The organism is Nostoc sp., assembly GCF_036917375.1.
Taxonomy (GTDB): Bacteria; Cyanobacteriota; Cyanobacteriia; order Cyanobacteriales; family Nostocaceae; genus Nostoc.
In genome coordinates this window covers 45,683-60,868 of sequence record NZ_JBALDN010000063.1, presented here as the reverse complement: position 1 = coordinate 60,868, position 15,186 = coordinate 45,683, and the positions used below count along the sequence as shown (strand labels likewise).

The following is a 15,186-nucleotide window of genomic DNA, read 5'->3' as shown; positions in this document are numbered from 1 at the left end:
AGCAATTTTGTAATCAAACAAGCTTGAGAAAATGAGGGTTTTAGAATGAAAAATTTAGTACCTGAGCGTGCAACATCTGAAGAAGAACGTTTCCAAGATGACTATTATTCTTACTTTGAAGCCCCGGAAAATCTCACCCGATATACACCTACAGGTGGTTTTTTAAGTAACACTTTTCCAGAAAACTCATTCTCATTATTAGATTTAGGATGCGGTAATGGGGCTTTAAGCAAATATCTTCCGGCTCGATGTGACTATCTAGGAGTCGATCACAGTGAATTGGCTATTGAACAATGTTTAAAACTCTACCCTGATAGAAACTTTGTTACCAAAGATTTATCGCTTTTCCTGTCTGAACTTGTTGAAGAGAATAAAAAATTTGATGCAGTCGTGCTAGCGGGTTTGTTATTTCACAGCATTAACAAAGAGACCCAAGAAAAAAAAGACGATCAAGAAATTATTCAATTTTGTCTAAATAAAATACTTAACGACAAAGGATATCTTGTTCTCATTGTACCTTTTTGCTACGGCGATCATCCATCTCACAGTTTGTTTGTTCGAGCAGAGTGGCTACAAAAGTCAATAGAAAAAATGCTAGAAATTGCTAATGCAAAAATTGTTCACGAAAATATATCTTTACAAATTGGTTTGGAAAAGAGGGTTAGACAGCAGAAAGCCACTCCTGACTGGTTTGTTTCCGATAGTAGTGCTGATTATCCCAGTATATTTGTTGGAACATATATGGCAAGCTGGACATTTATTGCTTGCCTCTAATTAATACCATTTTGGATTTTAGATGAGGGATTTGACCTCGATCTGTAGAGATGCGAAATTGTACTTCATCTTCCTGGGCTAACGCATCTCTAAAGATTTTGGGTTTAACTCAACGGTATTGTGGTATAACCCGCTAGAGATAAATTTATCTAAATAAAAACTGAAAGCCGTTCCCAACTTGTGACAACGGCTGAGTGATAAATTATAGAGCTTTTCATTAGACCTCTTGGCATTTGTGCTTTTTGCACTCTTGGGGAAAAGGTTTTGGTTAAAGGGGAAAGGGACAATACAGAACCTTTTCCCCTTCCCCTTGCCCCTTATCCCCAGAGGGGACCCCACCTTCCCCTTTTCTCGACAAATGCCAAGAAGTCTATTTTTATGCAATATATATTTACCTCTCTCTTTCCAGGAGAGAGGTTTTGAGGCTTACTGTCTGTTCTAGGTATCAAAGTTTAGGAAAACTACTGGTTTAGCCACCCCAAATTTTCTCTAAAACTGCGTTTGGTGAAATATCCGCCGTTTTTCCCGTAAGGGATTCAATAGCTAGGAATTTATCGTTTTTCGGCAACAACTTAGCTGGATCGCTGGGTCCAAAGATGGCAATGGTATAGGTTTGAACTGCAACACTTAGTTGTAGTGCCGCGCTATCAGTCGATAACATCAAATTTGCCCCAGCAATTATGGCAGTTAACTTACCAATATCATCTGGGGCAGTCACCTTGATATCTGGAGAAGACTCCAGAAGCGATCGCACGAACTGCTCATCATCAAGCCCCTTAATAACAACCACAGGTAAATCCGGCTGCTTTTGTTGGAAGGCTTGAATAATTTGCTGCCAATTCTCGACAGGGTAGATTTTATCCAGTTCTTTAGCCTGGGATAACTGGCCAGAACCCCCATGAATCAAGATATAGCCTGTTTCATGAACCCCTAAACGTTTTTGTTCCTTTTGTGCCCATTCAATATCTGGTTTTGGTACATTTACTGCTAACTCTGGGACAGGGCTATTTATTTCCAACGGTTGCAGCAAGTCGTGATAAACTTCTGCCACATACTGGGATGATTTAAAAGGCACAGCATGGGTAAGAAAACCCGATCCTTTGCCTTGATAGCCAATACGTATAGGAATTCCCGTCAACCAGAGTAAAAGACCTACCAACCAATTTTGCTTAACAGCAATGGCAACATCGTATTCGCGATCGCGAATACTTCCCACTAAATTACCCCAATCTGCCAGACTGTTACGGTCATTAAAATCAAAGTTCAGCACCTCGTGAACTGACTTGCTCACTCGGTAGGCAGCCTTTGACCGGGGTTCAACAAAGACATCTATCTGAGCGTTAGGGTAATGGCGCTTCAGGTCATCTAGAGTCGGAAAGAAGAGAACTTGGTCGCCAATTCCGCCAGGTACAAGGGCTACTACTCGCATAATATTTATTGACGCTTACTCGCTCCCTATTTTAGGGGAAAATATATAGCTTAAAGATTGAGGAATTCTGTGTATTTACTAATTCCAGCTGCGGGAATCGGAAAAAGAATGGGTAGTAACCGCAATAAACTCCTGCTAGTCGTGCGATCGCAACCAATTATTGCTTGGACTTTATTAGCCGCAGAAGCCGCCAGTGCAATCAGTTGGATCGGGATTATTTCTCAGTCTAACGATTGGCCAGAGTTCAATGCAATTCTCGCCAATCTGAAGCTGACTAAACCAGTAGAATTAATTCAAGGTGGCTCCACCCGCCAAGAATCTGTTTACAATGGCTTGCAATCTCTGCCAATAGCCGCAGAACAAGTGTTGATTCACGATGGTGCTAGATGCCTGGCCACACCAGATTTATTTAACTCTTGTGCTGAGGCCATTCGCCACTGTCCCGGTTTAATAGCTGGCGTACCGGTCAAAGACACCATCAAAGTTGTTGATGAACAAGGCATAATTCAAGAGACACCCGACAGACGACAACTATGGGCGGCACAAACTCCCCAAGGATTTGATGTCAAGTTGTTGAAACAGTGCCATGCTGAAGGAGTTCGTCAAGGTTGGGAAGTAACTGACGACGCCGCCTTATTTGAAAAGTGCGGCATCGAAGTCCGAATTGTCGAAGGAGAGGAGACAAATTTAAAAGTGACCACTCCACAAGATTTAGCGATCGCAGAATTTATTCTCACAAGTAGAGGCTTTTGAGAAGGGAATAGGTTACAGATTATTTCCTGTAACCTGTCACCTCCTCCACTAATCCCCATACAAAATTTGAAAGTTTTAAAAAATACTTTGACAATTTACGATATAATGCCACACACTTGTTGATTGTTAGTTGTCATGTACTAATGACCAATACTTCGACTACGCTCAGTACAAGTGACTAATGACCAATGACTAACGACTAATGATTAAATGATTACAGCCACAGCGACGAAGATAGAAGCAATTCTCTATTTAAAGGGTAAACCCTTGTCGCTCGGCGAAATCGCCGAGTATGCCGCGTGCGATCGCGCCACTGTCAAAGAAAGCATAATTGAACTCATGGACAACTATGCCCACCGAGATAGTGCCCTAGAGGTAGTAGAAACCCCAGATGGTTATAGTTTGCAACTCCGGTCTGATTTTCATGACTTAGTGCAAACGATGATACCAGTAGAATTGGGTGTAGGTGCATTGCGAACTTTGGCAGCGATCGCCCTTAATAGTCCGATACTCCAAAGCGACTTGATTAACCTACGCGGTTCAGGAGTATATCAGCACGTCCCAGAACTCGTTGAACTTGGTTTCATCCGCAAACGCCGAGACAGCGATTCTCGCTCTTACTCACTCCAAGTAACCCCAAAATTCCATCAGTATTTCCAAATCGAACAACTTCCGCAAATACTTTCCACTAGCCAGAAGGAAGAACAACTAGAACTAGAACTAGAACTAGAGAGAGTGGCGAGTAGGGAGTAGAGCGATAAAAATAAAAAAGAGAAGGAGAATAAACGGTAAACTATTCCCCATTCCCCATTTCCCATTCCCCATTCCCCTCCTCTAGACTTATACCCGTGGTGAATGCGCTACTCTTGTACTATGGTTTAGAGTAGAGTTAGCAATTAAGCTAAATAAAACTGCCAATGGTGTTTAATCCTGACTTTTTGAATGACAACTCCGAGGAACACCCTAATCAACTTCTTTCCGACCACTCTGAGGAATACCCTAATCAGTTACTCAAATATCTACAGCATCAGTCTCCTGATGTTTTAGCTAGGGTTGCTCAGTCCGCCAGCCCCGAAATTAAACAAATCATCTCGCAAAATGTCCAAGGGCTAGTGGGAATGCTCCCGGCAGAAAATTTCAACGTGCAAATCACAACAGATCGGGAGAATTTAGCTGGACTTTTAGCGTCGGCCATGATGACAGGGTATTTTCTGCGCCAGATGGAACAAAGAATGCAGTTAGAGCATTTGTCTAATGGTCAATAATTAATAGTCAGTAGTCAAAGATTCTGGGAATATTGACCAAATCATCACTAATTCGTAATTCGGAATGACGCTCTCTAGGAATTACGAATTATTTTGACTACTTCTTTTCAGGATAAGCTCCTGATTGGACTTTGAAGGTTTGAACTTTACCGCTGCGATTGACTTCGATCGCTATTATGTCTCCAACTTTGCTCGACTCTACCAGCCTCTGAACTTGGGCTGAAGTTTTGACCGGTTTTCCGTTAATTTTTTGAATCACGTCTCCAGGAAGCAGTCCTCCACGCTTGGCTGGGGAATCATCTGTGACTCCTTTAATCACAATTCCAGCATCCTGTTGAATATTTAGCTGATTTTCTTGATTAATCTGCTGTTTTCTGATGGGAGAAAGGTCTGCCATTTCAACACCCAAGAAGGGATGTTCTACACGTCCTTTAGTAAAAAGTTCATCAGCGATGCGGGCGGCGGTTTCAATGGGGATGGCAAAACCGAGTCCTTGAGCATCAGCGCGGATGGCTGTGTTAATACCAATCACCTCGCCTTGAGAGTTTAACAAGGGGCCACCAGAATTACCAGGGTTAATTGCGGCATCAGTTTGGATAAAGCTGACTCGCTTATCGGGGACACCAACTTGAGTACTAGTGCGATCGGTAGCGCTGATGATACCGATAGTGACAGTATTATCTAAACCCAGAGGATTGCCAATAGCGATCGCCCATTGTCCTGGGATCAGGTTTTGCGAATTGCCCAGTTTTACCGTCGGCAAATCATTCGCTTTTATTTTCACTACCGCCACATCTGTCACAGAATCAACTCCTACCACCTTTCCCTCTAGACTCCGACCATCTTTAAGGGTAACTTGTACTGTATCTGTATCTGCTACTACATGAGCATTGGTGAGTAATTCTCCATCTTCGCTCAAGATAAATCCCGATCCTGTACCGCGCTCAATGCGTTCTTGAGGAATTGGTTGGTCATCCTCTCCAAAGAATCGCCGCAAGATGGGATTTTTCAAAGCATCAGAGATAGGATTGGCTACTTTGCGAGTCGCATTAATTCGCACTACAGCCGGGCCAACTTTTTGCACTGCCGTCGCAATAAAATTCACGTTATCGCCACCAGTAGCCCCAATAGCTCCGTTGGAAGAATTCGGAACTACGGATTCTGGAGGCGAAGCCATTGTTACATTTTTTAGCTGTTGGAATGAGCGATTTTGGGGAATGAGATAGCGACTACCAAACAAACCTGCACTACCGCCAATTACCAGTAAAAACACATAAACCGCCAGTTGCTTTAAGGATAACTTCATAATTGTTTTGCTCAAGAACAGCAATGCAGTTGCTAATTTCTAAGTGTAGTCAAGCGAACGGCAAGTGGACAGATCAATTTAAGAGAAATTAGGGATTGGGCATTTTTCATTTGTCATTTGTCATTAATTATCTCCCCCTGCTCCCTTGCTCCTCTGCTCCCCTGCTTTCCCAATTCCCATTCTTCCCATTTAAAATCTAAAGTTAATGCGCTCTTGACCTTTATACATGACTTTACCCTTTCGTCAACTGTTTCTCTGTAGCTTAGTTAGCGCCTTGGGCCTAGTAAGCATACTGCCCTACTCAAACTCAAACAGTGCTAACGCTGCTGTGGGTGGTTGCTCAACTCCAGCCCTATCTCGCTTCCAACGCCATAAAGTTGTTCGTGGCGAAACTTTGGAGAGCATAGCGCAGCGCTACAATCTCATTCCGACAACTATTATTGGCATGAATCCAGCTTTGCAGAATGGTGCAGCTGCCGCCGTTGGTAGTGTGCTTCAAATTCCTCCCTACAATGGGATTGTAGTCGAAGTGCCTCGCGGTCAAACTTGGCGACAAGTGGCGGCACAATACAAAGTTCGTGCTGATAGCCTGTTTGAGGTGAATGGCTGCCAACAAAACCCCAGAATCGTGTTTGTTCCGGGGGTGAATTGGTCGCCTAATGGCGTTGTAACTAAGTCCCCTTTACCTACTGATGCAGGTACACCAAACCGTGCATCTTTGTCTGGATATCCCTTGGCACAGGTAGCAGCTGTAGGATTAGCTTACGGTTGGCAAATTAATCCTGCGACAGGTGAAGTTTTCTTTCACAGTGGTGTTGACTTATTAGCACCAGTTGGTACTAATGTGCAAGCGATCGCCTCTGGAACTGTAGCCTTTGCCAGCGATCAAGGTTCTTATGGCAAATTGGTCATTATTAACCACAGTGGCGGACTCCAAAGCCGCTACGCCCAGCTTGACAGTATCAAGGTTACTGTCGGTCAACAAGTAAAAAAAGGAGACTTACTAGGAACAGTAGGTACTAGTGGAAAACCAAGTTCCAGTCAACCGCATCTCCATTTTGAAGTGCGTTCTAGCTCATCTCTGGGTTGGGTAGCAGAAGATCCAAAGAGCTATTTGAAAAAATGAAGTTCGTTTTGAAACGCAGAGGAAATCTCTGTGTTCCTCTGCGAAACCTTCTCTACGAGACGCTTTGCGAATGCGATTCTTTGCGTTAAAAAAAAGATGCTATATTTTCGCTAGATTTGACGATGTGCATTCCTGCCTCTGTAAACCTTTTAAATGCTGCATCTGCCTGTTCTGTGTAGTCCACAACACCGGGGACAACAACGGGGGAAGTGGAATCTTCTAACAGATAGATTTTTTTGGCAAGGGTAGCATCTACCTGTTTAATTTCTGTTAATAAATCGTCAATTGTCCAAGCGACGCAGTGACTTTTAGCTTGACCACCAATAATTACTGCATCATATTCTAAAAGTTGTTTAATCAGGCGCGTGTTTTTTTGAGCAAGTGGACGTTGTTCAAAATCTTCCAACACTTCTGGACGTAAAATGGAATAGTTTTCGGTTAAAGGATTTTCACCTTTGATTTCAAATTGCGTTTGACTCTGACGCGCAATGCCGTGGAAAAATATCGCTTCTTCTACCGATGAAACTAAAGCATGACCAATACCACCCAACATAGAATGATAAGGCCAAACAGTGAGGGGATATTTCCCATCTTGACTAAGTTTTTTCAGGTAATGGTAAGCGTGTTTTTCTAATAATTCATAATCTCCATTAGTAACACTGTTAGCAACTGCTGGGTTTACTTTCCAGATACCTTTTTCAATATCTGCCGGTGTGATGCTAGTCGCTGCTGGAGTTGGATGTTCTCCCGTAGCGTTCACCCAAAAGATGGGATGGAAGATTTGCGTTGCTGTGTGAGTATCTAGAGTTGGTACAATTTTCGTGATTATTCCCAAGTTTCGATAGATAAACTCACATAATCTGACGTTATCATCTACCGCCGCATTACCAGATTTTCCACCTACAAATAATTCAAATCCAGGGATGCAGAAGGTGTTTTGGACATCAATTAACAGTAGGCAAATACGAGTTTTATCTAAAGATGCTGGTTTGATATCGTGTTGTTTTGCCCAGATTTCAGCTTCGGCGGCACGTTCTTGGTAAGGTACGCGCCAGACTTCGCCGACTTCTTCAGGGTTAAAGTGTGAGGGAATTGGTAGTTGGGTTATTATTTGAGTGTTCATCTAAAATCTGTACTTATTTTCTAATTATTAGGCTTGACTTAGTTAAAAATAATACTGAATTTAGTAAACGTCATCATGGGAACCTAAAGTTAGCAAAAAAATTTCTTCCTCTCCTGATTCAGGATTTGTAACAAATTTAAATAAAATCCTATTACGATAATCAATTGAACATGAGTATCTACCCGATGAATCACCTTTTAGCTTGTGACTACGTAAACTGAGTTGAAATGGGTCTTCAGCGATTTGTTGTAATATTTGCTCAATTTGAGAACGTAACTCAGGATTTTTCTTGACTACACGCTTAAAAGCACGAACAAAAGTCGGACTCCAAACCAAATTTTTCACTCGTCTAACTCCGCCATCAAATCTGCAACGGAACCACGCCGGACATTACCTTGAGCATAATCACTCTCTGCTTGCGCGATTTCTTTTAATAAGTCATCCCGTCGTTGTTGCTTGAGGCGCTTTTGGATAATATCTACAAGAATAGCCTGAGCTTCTGGATCTAATGCTTCTACTGCTTCTATGGCTTTCTGGAATGTAGATGTTTTTTCTAGCATGGGCGTTAAAGCATTTGGTGATAAGTCTAATTTAGCTGGTGGTAGGGGCGATCGCTCCTCATCCTCTTTACTTAATAGTATATTTGTATTATTAAATAAATTTAGCGTTAGCAAAGCTTAACGAAGCGATCGCTCTTATGAATCGAGATCAATTACTCAAACGCTATGCCGCAGGTGAGAGAGACTTTTCAGGAGTTGACCTTAGTCGTGCTAATCTCTATGGAATTGACTTGAGCAGTGCGAATCTAAGTAGAGCTAATATCAGCCATGCAAAACTAGATGATGCGAACCTTCAAAGCACTAATTTGCATCAAGCCGATCTAAGTTATACCAATCTAATCTATGCCAATCTGAGTGATGCCAATCTGAGTGATGCTAAATTGTATGGTGCTCAATTAGATGGTGCCGAACTGAGTAACAGTAATCTAAGTCGCGCCAACTTACAAGGAGCATCAGAGATAAATGGTGGGAGCAATGTTAACCTGAGTGATGCCGATCTAAGACAGGCTACGCTAGCGGATGGTGAGCTGATAAACTCCAACTTGAGTGGAGCTAATTTAAGCCGTATTGACCTCAGTCACTTTTATTATTTTGAATTAAAAAATGTCAATTTGAGTAGTGCCAATTTACAGTATGCCGATTTGAGGGGTATGGATTTAAGTAGTGTTGACCTCACAAATGCTGACTTAAGTTATGCAAACTTAATTGGTACTCTTTTAGTTGGAGCAAATCTTAGTGGTACTATTCTAAAAAATGCTCTATATACAGATCCAGATTTACCTGCTGATATTGAACAACTTTCTCAAGCATACTTCATTGCTCCTGGTGCCAATTTGAGCAGTGCCAACTTAAGTAAAGCATGGCTGGAATACCAAGACTTGAGTGGTGCTGATTTGAGTCATGCAAACCTGAGTTATGCCAACTTAGAATATGCCAATCTCATTGGTGCTAACTTGACTGGTGCTAACTTGAATAGTGCAAAATTGTCTAAGACTATTTACAGTTCAAAGACAATTTTTCCACCTGAAATTGATTTAACTAACGCAACCTACATTGGTGCTGGTGCCGATTTATCAAAGTCTCAATGTAATCTAAGAGGTTTTGACCTACAGAACTTTGACCTAAGCAATATCAACTTGAGAGGTCGCAATCTTAATAATGCTAATCTAATTGGTGCTAATCTAAGCAATGCTAACTTGAAGAATACTTCTTTAAAAAACGCTAATTTACAGCAAGCTAATCTCAGTTACGCCAATCTTGAACAAGCAGACTTGGAAGATACAAACCTTGAGGGTGCTATTTTTTACAATACAATCATGCCTGACGGTAGTATAAAGAATGAATGATAATTTTTTTTATAGTTAATAAATTATTGCAGTTTGGGTCATGGAATTACCATAGCATTAGTAGTATTTATGACACAGTAAGAATGCGATCGTTTCCTTAAGCTTTTCTGCAAAACGCTGCGCGATCGCACTCCAGCTACTCAATTAAAAGGATTGTTAAGCAAAATATCTTTACAAATGAGCAAAACTCCTCAAATGCTCTTTATTTCTTCGCCTGTATTATTTTCCATTTTTTTCTATACTAATTGTCCAAAAAAGCACTAGCTGTGGCAATCTGGGAAACAGAGATTTATTAAATCTGATATTTGAGCTACAGCAAATTTACCTAATCAGGTTATGCAAACTCTGCCCACAGTAAACACTTCAAGCATCACATCACCTCAAGCCACCTTTGATACAACCATCAAGCGGCGTAAAACCCGCCCTGTAAAAGTGGGAAATGTCACCATTGGCGGCGGCTACCCCGTTGTAGTGCAGTCAATGATTAACGAAGACACTCTTGATATTGATGGTTCCGTAGCTGGTATTCGTCGTCTGCACGAAATTGGCTGCGAAATTGTCCGCGTCACAGTGCCAAGTATGGCTCATGCTAAAGCTTTAGGGGAAATTAAACAAAAATTAATTAAAACTTACCAAGACGTGCCAATTGTGGCTGATGTCCATCACAACGGGCTGAAAATCGCCGTGGAAGTTGCCAAGCACATAGAGAAAGTGCGGATTAATCCGGGCTTGTATGTGTTTGAAAAGCCAAACATCAATAGAACTGAATATACTAAAAGCGAATTTGACGAAATTGGCGATAAAATCCGCGAAACCTTAGAACCTCTAGTAGTTTCTTTGCGCGATCAAGGAAAATCGATGCGAATTGGCGTAAATCACGGTTCTCTTGCTGAGAGAATGCTATTTACTTACGGTGACACCCCCGAAGGAATGGTGGAATCGGCCATAGAATTCATCCGCATCTGTGAATCTTTGGATTTCCGCAACTTAGTAGTTTCCATGAAAGCCTCACGAGTCCCGGTGATGGTAGCCGCCTATCGCCTCATTGCCAAGCGCATGGATGAACTGGGTATGGATTACCCCCTACATTTAGGCGTTACGGAAGCCGGTGATGGCGAATACGGGCGAATTAAATCTACGGCTGGTATTGCAACCTTACTTGCTGATGGCATTGGCGATACAATCCGCGTCTCATTGACAGAAGCACCAGAAAAAGAAATTCCCGTTTGCTACAGCATTCTCCAAGCTTTGGGATTGCGAAAAACGATGGTGGAATACGTCGCTTGTCCTTCCTGTGGACGCACTTTGTTTAATCTAGAGGAAGTACTGCACAAAGTTAGGGAAGCCACTAAACACTTAACTGGGCTAGACATCGCAGTTATGGGTTGTATTGTCAATGGCCCAGGAGAAATGGCAGATGCCGACTATGGGTATGTTGGCAAAACACCTGGTTATATTTCTTTGTATCGTGGTCGAGAAGAAATTAAAAAAGTCCCAGAAGATAAAGGTGTAGAGGAATTAATTAACCTGATTAAGGCCGATGAACGCTGGGTAGAACCTTAAAGGAGCAGAGGGGCAGGGGAAGCAGAGGAGCAGGGAAAAATTGAAGTTGCAGTAAGTTTTTCCCCTCTGCCCCTTTGTACCTCTGCACCTCTGCCTCTTGTCCCCAATCCCCAATACCCAAAAACTTTGTATCTTTTAATCATTAAGGTCGCCGGATTGTCAAGTATTTTGTTTAAATTAAGGATACATATTCGGTCTGTACAGTGGTAGCCTGTGTTAGATTGAGCATACTGACTATATTATTTTCCCTCTGACGCAGCTGTCATTATGGTGATTACAAAAAGTAGGCTTGTTTTGGGTGCTACGGCAGTTACACTCTCCACGATCGCTGTTACTAGCCTTGGCATTCATTCGCGAGGTCAGGCTTTATTTAAAGCAAGTCCTAAAGAATTAGTAGATGAAGTTTGGCAAATTGTTCAACGCCAATATGTCGACGGTACTTTTAATCAGGTAGATTGGCAGGCTGTTCGTAAGGAATACTTGAGCAAGTCCTACAGTAATCCACAGGATGCATATAAGTCCATTCGGGAAATGCTCAAAAAGCTGGATGATCCATACACCCGGTTTATGAACCCAGAGGAATTCAAGAATATGCAAGTGGATACCTCTGGAGAATTGACAGGTATTGGCATCACAATTAGCCAGGATGAAAAAACCAAGCAATTAGTTGTAATTGCGCCAATCGAAGATACACCAGCCTTTAAAGCTGGTGTTTTGGCAAAAGATGTCATCCTCAAAATTGACGGCAAAGATACTAAGGGGATGGATACTAATCAGGCAGTAGCCTTGATTAGGGGTGAAGCAGGATCGAAAGTCAACTTGACTATTCAACGCGACAAGCAGATAAAACAATTTGATATTACACGGGCGCGAATTGAAATCCATCCAGTTAAGTTTTCTGAAAAGAAAACTCCAGCCGGAAATCTTGGTTACATTCGCTTGAACCAGTTCAGCGCCAATGCTGGTAAAGAAATGCAAACCGCCATCAAAAATTTAGAAAGCAAAAAGGTAGCTGGATATATTCTCGATCTGCGTGGTAATCCAGGCGGCTTACTTTTCTCCAGCGTAGATATTGCCCGGATGTGGATAGATAAAGGTAAGATTGTTTCCACTGTTGAACGCCAAGGAGAGGCAGAAAAGGAAGAGGCAAACGGAAAAGCCTTGACAAATAAACCGTTGGTGGTGCTGGTAGATAAAGGTTCCGCTAGTGCCAGTGAAATCCTCTCAGGGGCTTTGCAAGATAATAAGCGTGCTACTCTGGTCGGTACTCAAACATTTGGTAAGGGACTAGTGCAATCGGTGCGTCCCCTAGAAGATGGTTCAGGATTAGCGGTAACAATTGCTCATTACTATACTCCCAATGGTACAGATATCAATCACAAAGGCATTTCGCCAGATGTGAAAGTGGATTTGACCAAAAAGCAGATGGAGGATTTATGGCTCCATGAACGCGACAAACTCGCGACTCTTGAAGATCCTCAATTCGCTAAAGCCGTGGAAGTGATAGGTAAAAAAATTGCTGCTCAGGGCACACCTACAGCAGAAAAATGAAGAGTTAGGAATAAAGTTAGGAGTGAATAGTGAGGAGTTAGTAATAAAGACCGTCACTGTCAACTTCTAACTACTAACTTAAACTGGTTTGCATTTTCCAGCCCTAATAAGTCCAACCCGACGAGCGATCGCTTCTTCTTGCGAACTAAAAGGCCCCCACTGTTCTATAATTTCTAGATTATCGTCGCCAACTTGGTCGCTGGGGATAATTTCACAGTTTCCAGCAAAACGCTTGACAATATACCAAGTTTGTGAATCGCTCATATTTTAAATAAAAATCTTGTTTTTCTAGTCAGAATTTTACGGCATACAGAAAATATCTTTGCATTTGCTGAATCTGGGATTTAACAAGTGTAATCGTATAATTAGTTCAGAAACAATTAGGTTCTGATTAATAACTTAATCATTTCATATTTTTAATCGAGGTGGACAAAATTTTTGTAATCACCTCGATTTCTCATATAAATTTACCTTTAACTAATACTTCCGCTCTTTTGGTTCAAACATGGTAATAGCCACCGGTCGATATTGAATGTCAATTCCGGCTGGTGAATAGTAAGCCATTGTGTGTTTGAGAAAGTTTGTATCATCTCGCTGAGAATAATCTTCGCGGAAATGAGCGCCACGACTTTCTTGACGATTTAAAGCTGATGCCAAAATAGTCTGTCCTACTACCATCAAACTTCGCAATTCTAAGGCTTCTACGAGTTCCGTATTCCAGCAACTACCTTTGTCATCTAAATAAATTTGCGGGTATTTTTGTTGTATTTCTTCTAATTTCTGCAAACCTTCAGTCATTAATGCCTCAGTGCGGAAAACACCGCAGTACTCAGTCATACAATCCTGAAAAGCTTCACGGACTTGGTTAATGCGGTACTGTCCTGGTTGTTCTAGCAAAGCTTGAATTTGTTGCTGGGCTTCTGTTACATACCGTTGCTCATCTACAGAGGGTAACTTACGTTTTTGCACAAATTTGGCGATCGCAGCTCCAGTTCTTTTACCATAAACGACACATTCCAATAGTGAATTACTCCCCAAACGATTTGCACCATGTACGGAAACACAAGATGTTTCACCCGCAGCAAAGAAAGCATCAACTAAACCATCGCCACTACTACGAACTTGACCATCGGTGTTAACTGGGATACCACCCATACAATAGTGAATTGTCGGACGGACTGGCATCGGTTGAGTTACTGCATCAACACCTACCAAACGATGTGCTTCTTCCCAGCAAAAGGGAACGCGACTCATAATTTTTTCTTTGCCCAGATGGCGCAGATCCAGATAGACAAAGGGGCCACCAGCACTGCCATTGAGATGAATACCACGTCCAGCGCGAATTTCGTAAGCGATCGCTCGTGAGGTAATATCACGAGGAGCCAATTCCATCCGACTGGGTGCATAGTTCGCCATAAAGCGATCGCCTTCACTATTAATTAGATACGCCCCTTCACCTCGTACTGCTTCCGAAATCAACACGCCTACCGGATATAAACCAGTGGGATGAAACTGCACAAATTCCATATCTTCCAGGGGCAAACCTGCGATCGCAGTCATTGCTAAACCATCACCCGAAGAAGCGTAATCATTGGAGGTGGTGTTATAAACGCGACCATAACCCCCTGTGGCAAACATCACCGCTTTGGCTCGCACCACCTCGATACGTCCATCCATAAGATGGAACATCACCACACCCTTCGCCTCATTTTCTTCCAAAATGAGACGCATCACGTACCACTCTTCATAAACTTGCACCCCATAACGCCGCAAATTGTTAACCAATTCGTGCAAAATCGCGTGACCGGTTTTGTCAGCAGCGTAACAAGTGCGGTTGTGAGAATGTCCGCCAAAAGCTCGTTGGGCAATGCGCCCATCGGGTAAGCGAGAGAACAAAACGCCGAGATGTTCCAAGTCAATTACTACACCTGGCGCTTCTTGGGTGAGAATTGCCACAGCATCTTGGTCTGCCAAGTAATCAGAACCCTTGACAGTATCAAAAGCGTGCGCTTCCCAACTATCTTCGGAATCAACATTTTTCAGCGATGCAGCCATACCACCTTGAGCTGCAACCGAGTGAGAACGAATTGGGTGGGTTTTGGCTACCACAGCAATATTTAAACTAGGGTCAGTGCGGGCAATTTCTACAGCAGCGCGACATCCCGCCAATCCGCCCCCGACAATAATCACATCGTGTTCCAGCATAATTAGCTCCCTGATTGCAAACCACTGCTGTTCTATTGTAGAGACGTGATTAATCAGCTAGTGGGTTGTAACAGTAGCATCTCTACAAAAAAATTCCCTGCTTCTATACAGGGAGGTTGTAACAAATTTTGAAATTAGGAGTGAAAAGTTAAAAACAAAGAGTTATGGCACAGATGGAGTGACTC

At 42.4% G+C, this 15,186-nt stretch carries 15 protein-coding genes; 8 read left to right on the top strand and 7 right to left on the bottom strand.

Going from position 1 to position 15,186, the window contains the following annotated elements; translation table 11 throughout:
* Positions 1 to 45: 45 nt before the first annotated feature.
* A complete protein-coding gene (locus tag V7K45_RS17280) occupies positions 46 to 774 on the top strand; it encodes a class I SAM-dependent methyltransferase (protein ID WP_335005450.1) in 729 nt (242 codons plus the stop codon).
* Between the two features lie 469 nt (positions 775 to 1,243).
* Here V7K45_RS17280 and V7K45_RS17275 read toward each other — a convergent pair whose 3' ends face one another.
* Positions 1,244 to 2,203, bottom strand: a complete 960-nt coding sequence (locus V7K45_RS17275; RefSeq protein ID WP_335005448.1) for a glycosyltransferase family 9 protein — start codon at positions 2,201 to 2,203, stop codon at positions 1,244 to 1,246.
* 69 nt (positions 2,204 to 2,272) lie between these two features.
* Here V7K45_RS17275 and ispD point away from each other — a divergent pair, with 69 nt between their 5' ends.
* From ispD to V7K45_RS17260, 3 genes are all read left to right on the top strand, one after another.
* Complete coding sequence (gene ispD, locus V7K45_RS17270) at positions 2,273 to 2,956, top strand: 2-C-methyl-D-erythritol 4-phosphate cytidylyltransferase (protein WP_335005446.1); 684 nt, start codon at positions 2,273 to 2,275, stop codon at positions 2,954 to 2,956.
* A 210-nt stretch (positions 2,957 to 3,166) separates the two neighbouring features.
* Positions 3,167 to 3,709: an SMC-Scp complex subunit ScpB gene (scpB, locus tag V7K45_RS17265; RefSeq protein WP_335005444.1), complete on the top strand. Its 543-nt coding sequence runs from the start codon at positions 3,167 to 3,169 to the stop codon at positions 3,707 to 3,709.
* 164 nt (positions 3,710 to 3,873) lie between these two features.
* Complete coding sequence (locus V7K45_RS17260; protein ID WP_094347414.1) at positions 3,874 to 4,221, top strand: DUF760 domain-containing protein; 348 nt, start codon at positions 3,874 to 3,876, stop codon at positions 4,219 to 4,221.
* A 97-nt stretch (positions 4,222 to 4,318) separates the two neighbouring features.
* On the opposite strand, the gene V7K45_RS17255 is transcribed toward V7K45_RS17260, so the two are convergent.
* Positions 4,319 to 5,527, bottom strand: a complete 1,209-nt coding sequence (locus V7K45_RS17255) for an HhoA/HhoB/HtrA family serine endopeptidase (protein WP_335005442.1) — start codon at positions 5,525 to 5,527, stop codon at positions 4,319 to 4,321.
* 226 nt (positions 5,528 to 5,753) lie between these two features.
* Here V7K45_RS17255 and V7K45_RS17250 point away from each other — a divergent pair, with 226 nt between their 5' ends.
* Entirely contained in the window at positions 5,754 to 6,653 is a 900-nt protein-coding gene (locus V7K45_RS17250; RefSeq protein ID WP_335005440.1) for a LysM peptidoglycan-binding domain-containing M23 family metallopeptidase, read from the top strand.
* Positions 6,654 to 6,738: 85 nt separating this feature from the next.
* Here V7K45_RS17250 and V7K45_RS17245 read toward each other — a convergent pair whose 3' ends face one another.
* From V7K45_RS17245 to V7K45_RS17235, 3 genes are read right to left on the bottom strand one after another with little or no spacing between them, the layout of a single operon-like run.
* Positions 6,739 to 7,776, bottom strand: a complete 1,038-nt coding sequence (locus V7K45_RS17245) for an isochorismatase (protein ID WP_335005438.1) — start codon at positions 7,774 to 7,776, stop codon at positions 6,739 to 6,741.
* Between the two features lie 60 nt (positions 7,777 to 7,836).
* Positions 7,837 to 8,121 (bottom strand): type II toxin-antitoxin system RelE/ParE family toxin, encoded by a 285-nt coding sequence (locus V7K45_RS17240; RefSeq protein WP_335005436.1) that lies wholly within the window; start codon positions 8,119 to 8,121, stop codon positions 7,837 to 7,839.
* A complete protein-coding gene (locus tag V7K45_RS17235; protein WP_335005434.1) occupies positions 8,118 to 8,450 on the bottom strand; it encodes a hypothetical protein in 333 nt (110 codons plus the stop codon). The genes V7K45_RS17240 and V7K45_RS17235 overlap by 4 nt, the downstream gene beginning before the upstream one ends.
* 23 nt (positions 8,451 to 8,473) lie before the next feature.
* Between V7K45_RS17235 and V7K45_RS17230 the strand changes: the two genes are divergently transcribed.
* From V7K45_RS17230 to ctpC, 3 genes are all read left to right on the top strand, one after another.
* Positions 8,474 to 9,682, top strand: a complete 1,209-nt coding sequence (locus V7K45_RS17230; protein ID WP_335005432.1) for a pentapeptide repeat-containing protein — start codon at positions 8,474 to 8,476, stop codon at positions 9,680 to 9,682.
* A gap of 336 nt (positions 9,683 to 10,018) precedes the next feature.
* Entirely contained in the window at positions 10,019 to 11,245 is a 1,227-nt protein-coding gene (gene ispG, locus V7K45_RS17225; RefSeq protein WP_179065930.1) for a (E)-4-hydroxy-3-methylbut-2-enyl-diphosphate synthase, read from the top strand.
* 267 nt (positions 11,246 to 11,512) lie between these two features.
* Positions 11,513 to 12,796: a carboxyl-terminal processing protease CtpC gene (gene ctpC, locus V7K45_RS17220; RefSeq protein ID WP_335005430.1), complete on the top strand. Its 1,284-nt coding sequence runs from the start codon at positions 11,513 to 11,515 to the stop codon at positions 12,794 to 12,796.
* 78 nt (positions 12,797 to 12,874) lie between these two features.
* Here ctpC and V7K45_RS17215 read toward each other — a convergent pair whose 3' ends face one another.
* Entirely contained in the window at positions 12,875 to 13,060 is a 186-nt protein-coding gene (locus V7K45_RS17215; RefSeq protein ID WP_335005427.1) for a DDE transposase family protein, read from the bottom strand.
* 213 nt (positions 13,061 to 13,273) lie between these two features.
* Positions 13,274 to 15,001 carry a succinate dehydrogenase/fumarate reductase flavoprotein subunit gene (locus tag V7K45_RS17210; protein WP_335005425.1) on the bottom strand — a complete coding sequence of 576 codons (1,728 nt, stop codon included), beginning with the start codon at positions 14,999 to 15,001 and terminating at the stop codon, positions 13,274 to 13,276.
* Between the last annotated feature and the right edge of the window lie 185 nt (positions 15,002 to 15,186).

What these genes read in the sequence shown, in the direction of transcription:
- V7K45_RS17280 (WP_335005450.1), top strand. Translation starts at nt 46, where the DNA reads ATGAAAAATTTAGTACCTGAGCGTGCAACATCTGAAGAAGAACGTTTC.
- V7K45_RS17275 (WP_335005448.1), bottom strand. Translation starts at nt 2,203, where the DNA reads ATGCGAGTAGTAGCCCTTGTACCTGGCGGAATTGGCGACCAAGTTCTC.
- scpB (WP_335005444.1), top strand. Translation starts at nt 3,167, where the DNA reads ATGATTACAGCCACAGCGACGAAGATAGAAGCAATTCTCTATTTAAAG.
- V7K45_RS17260 (WP_094347414.1), top strand. Translation starts at nt 3,874, where the DNA reads ATGGTGTTTAATCCTGACTTTTTGAATGACAACTCCGAGGAACACCCT.
- V7K45_RS17255 (WP_335005442.1), bottom strand. Translation starts at nt 5,527, where the DNA reads ATGAAGTTATCCTTAAAGCAACTGGCGGTTTATGTGTTTTTACTGGTA.
- V7K45_RS17250 (WP_335005440.1), top strand. Translation starts at nt 5,754, where the DNA reads ATGACTTTACCCTTTCGTCAACTGTTTCTCTGTAGCTTAGTTAGCGCC.
- V7K45_RS17245 (WP_335005438.1), bottom strand. Translation starts at nt 7,776, where the DNA reads ATGAACACTCAAATAATAACCCAACTACCAATTCCCTCACACTTTAAC.
- V7K45_RS17230 (WP_335005432.1), top strand. Translation starts at nt 8,474, where the DNA reads ATGAATCGAGATCAATTACTCAAACGCTATGCCGCAGGTGAGAGAGAC.
- ispG (WP_179065930.1), top strand. Translation starts at nt 10,019, where the DNA reads ATGCAAACTCTGCCCACAGTAAACACTTCAAGCATCACATCACCTCAA.
- ctpC (WP_335005430.1), top strand. Translation starts at nt 11,513, where the DNA reads ATGGTGATTACAAAAAGTAGGCTTGTTTTGGGTGCTACGGCAGTTACA.
- V7K45_RS17215 (WP_335005427.1), bottom strand. Translation starts at nt 13,060, where the DNA reads ATGAGCGATTCACAAACTTGGTATATTGTCAAGCGTTTTGCTGGAAAC.
- V7K45_RS17210 (WP_335005425.1), bottom strand. Translation starts at nt 15,001, where the DNA reads ATGCTGGAACACGATGTGATTATTGTCGGGGGCGGATTGGCGGGATGT.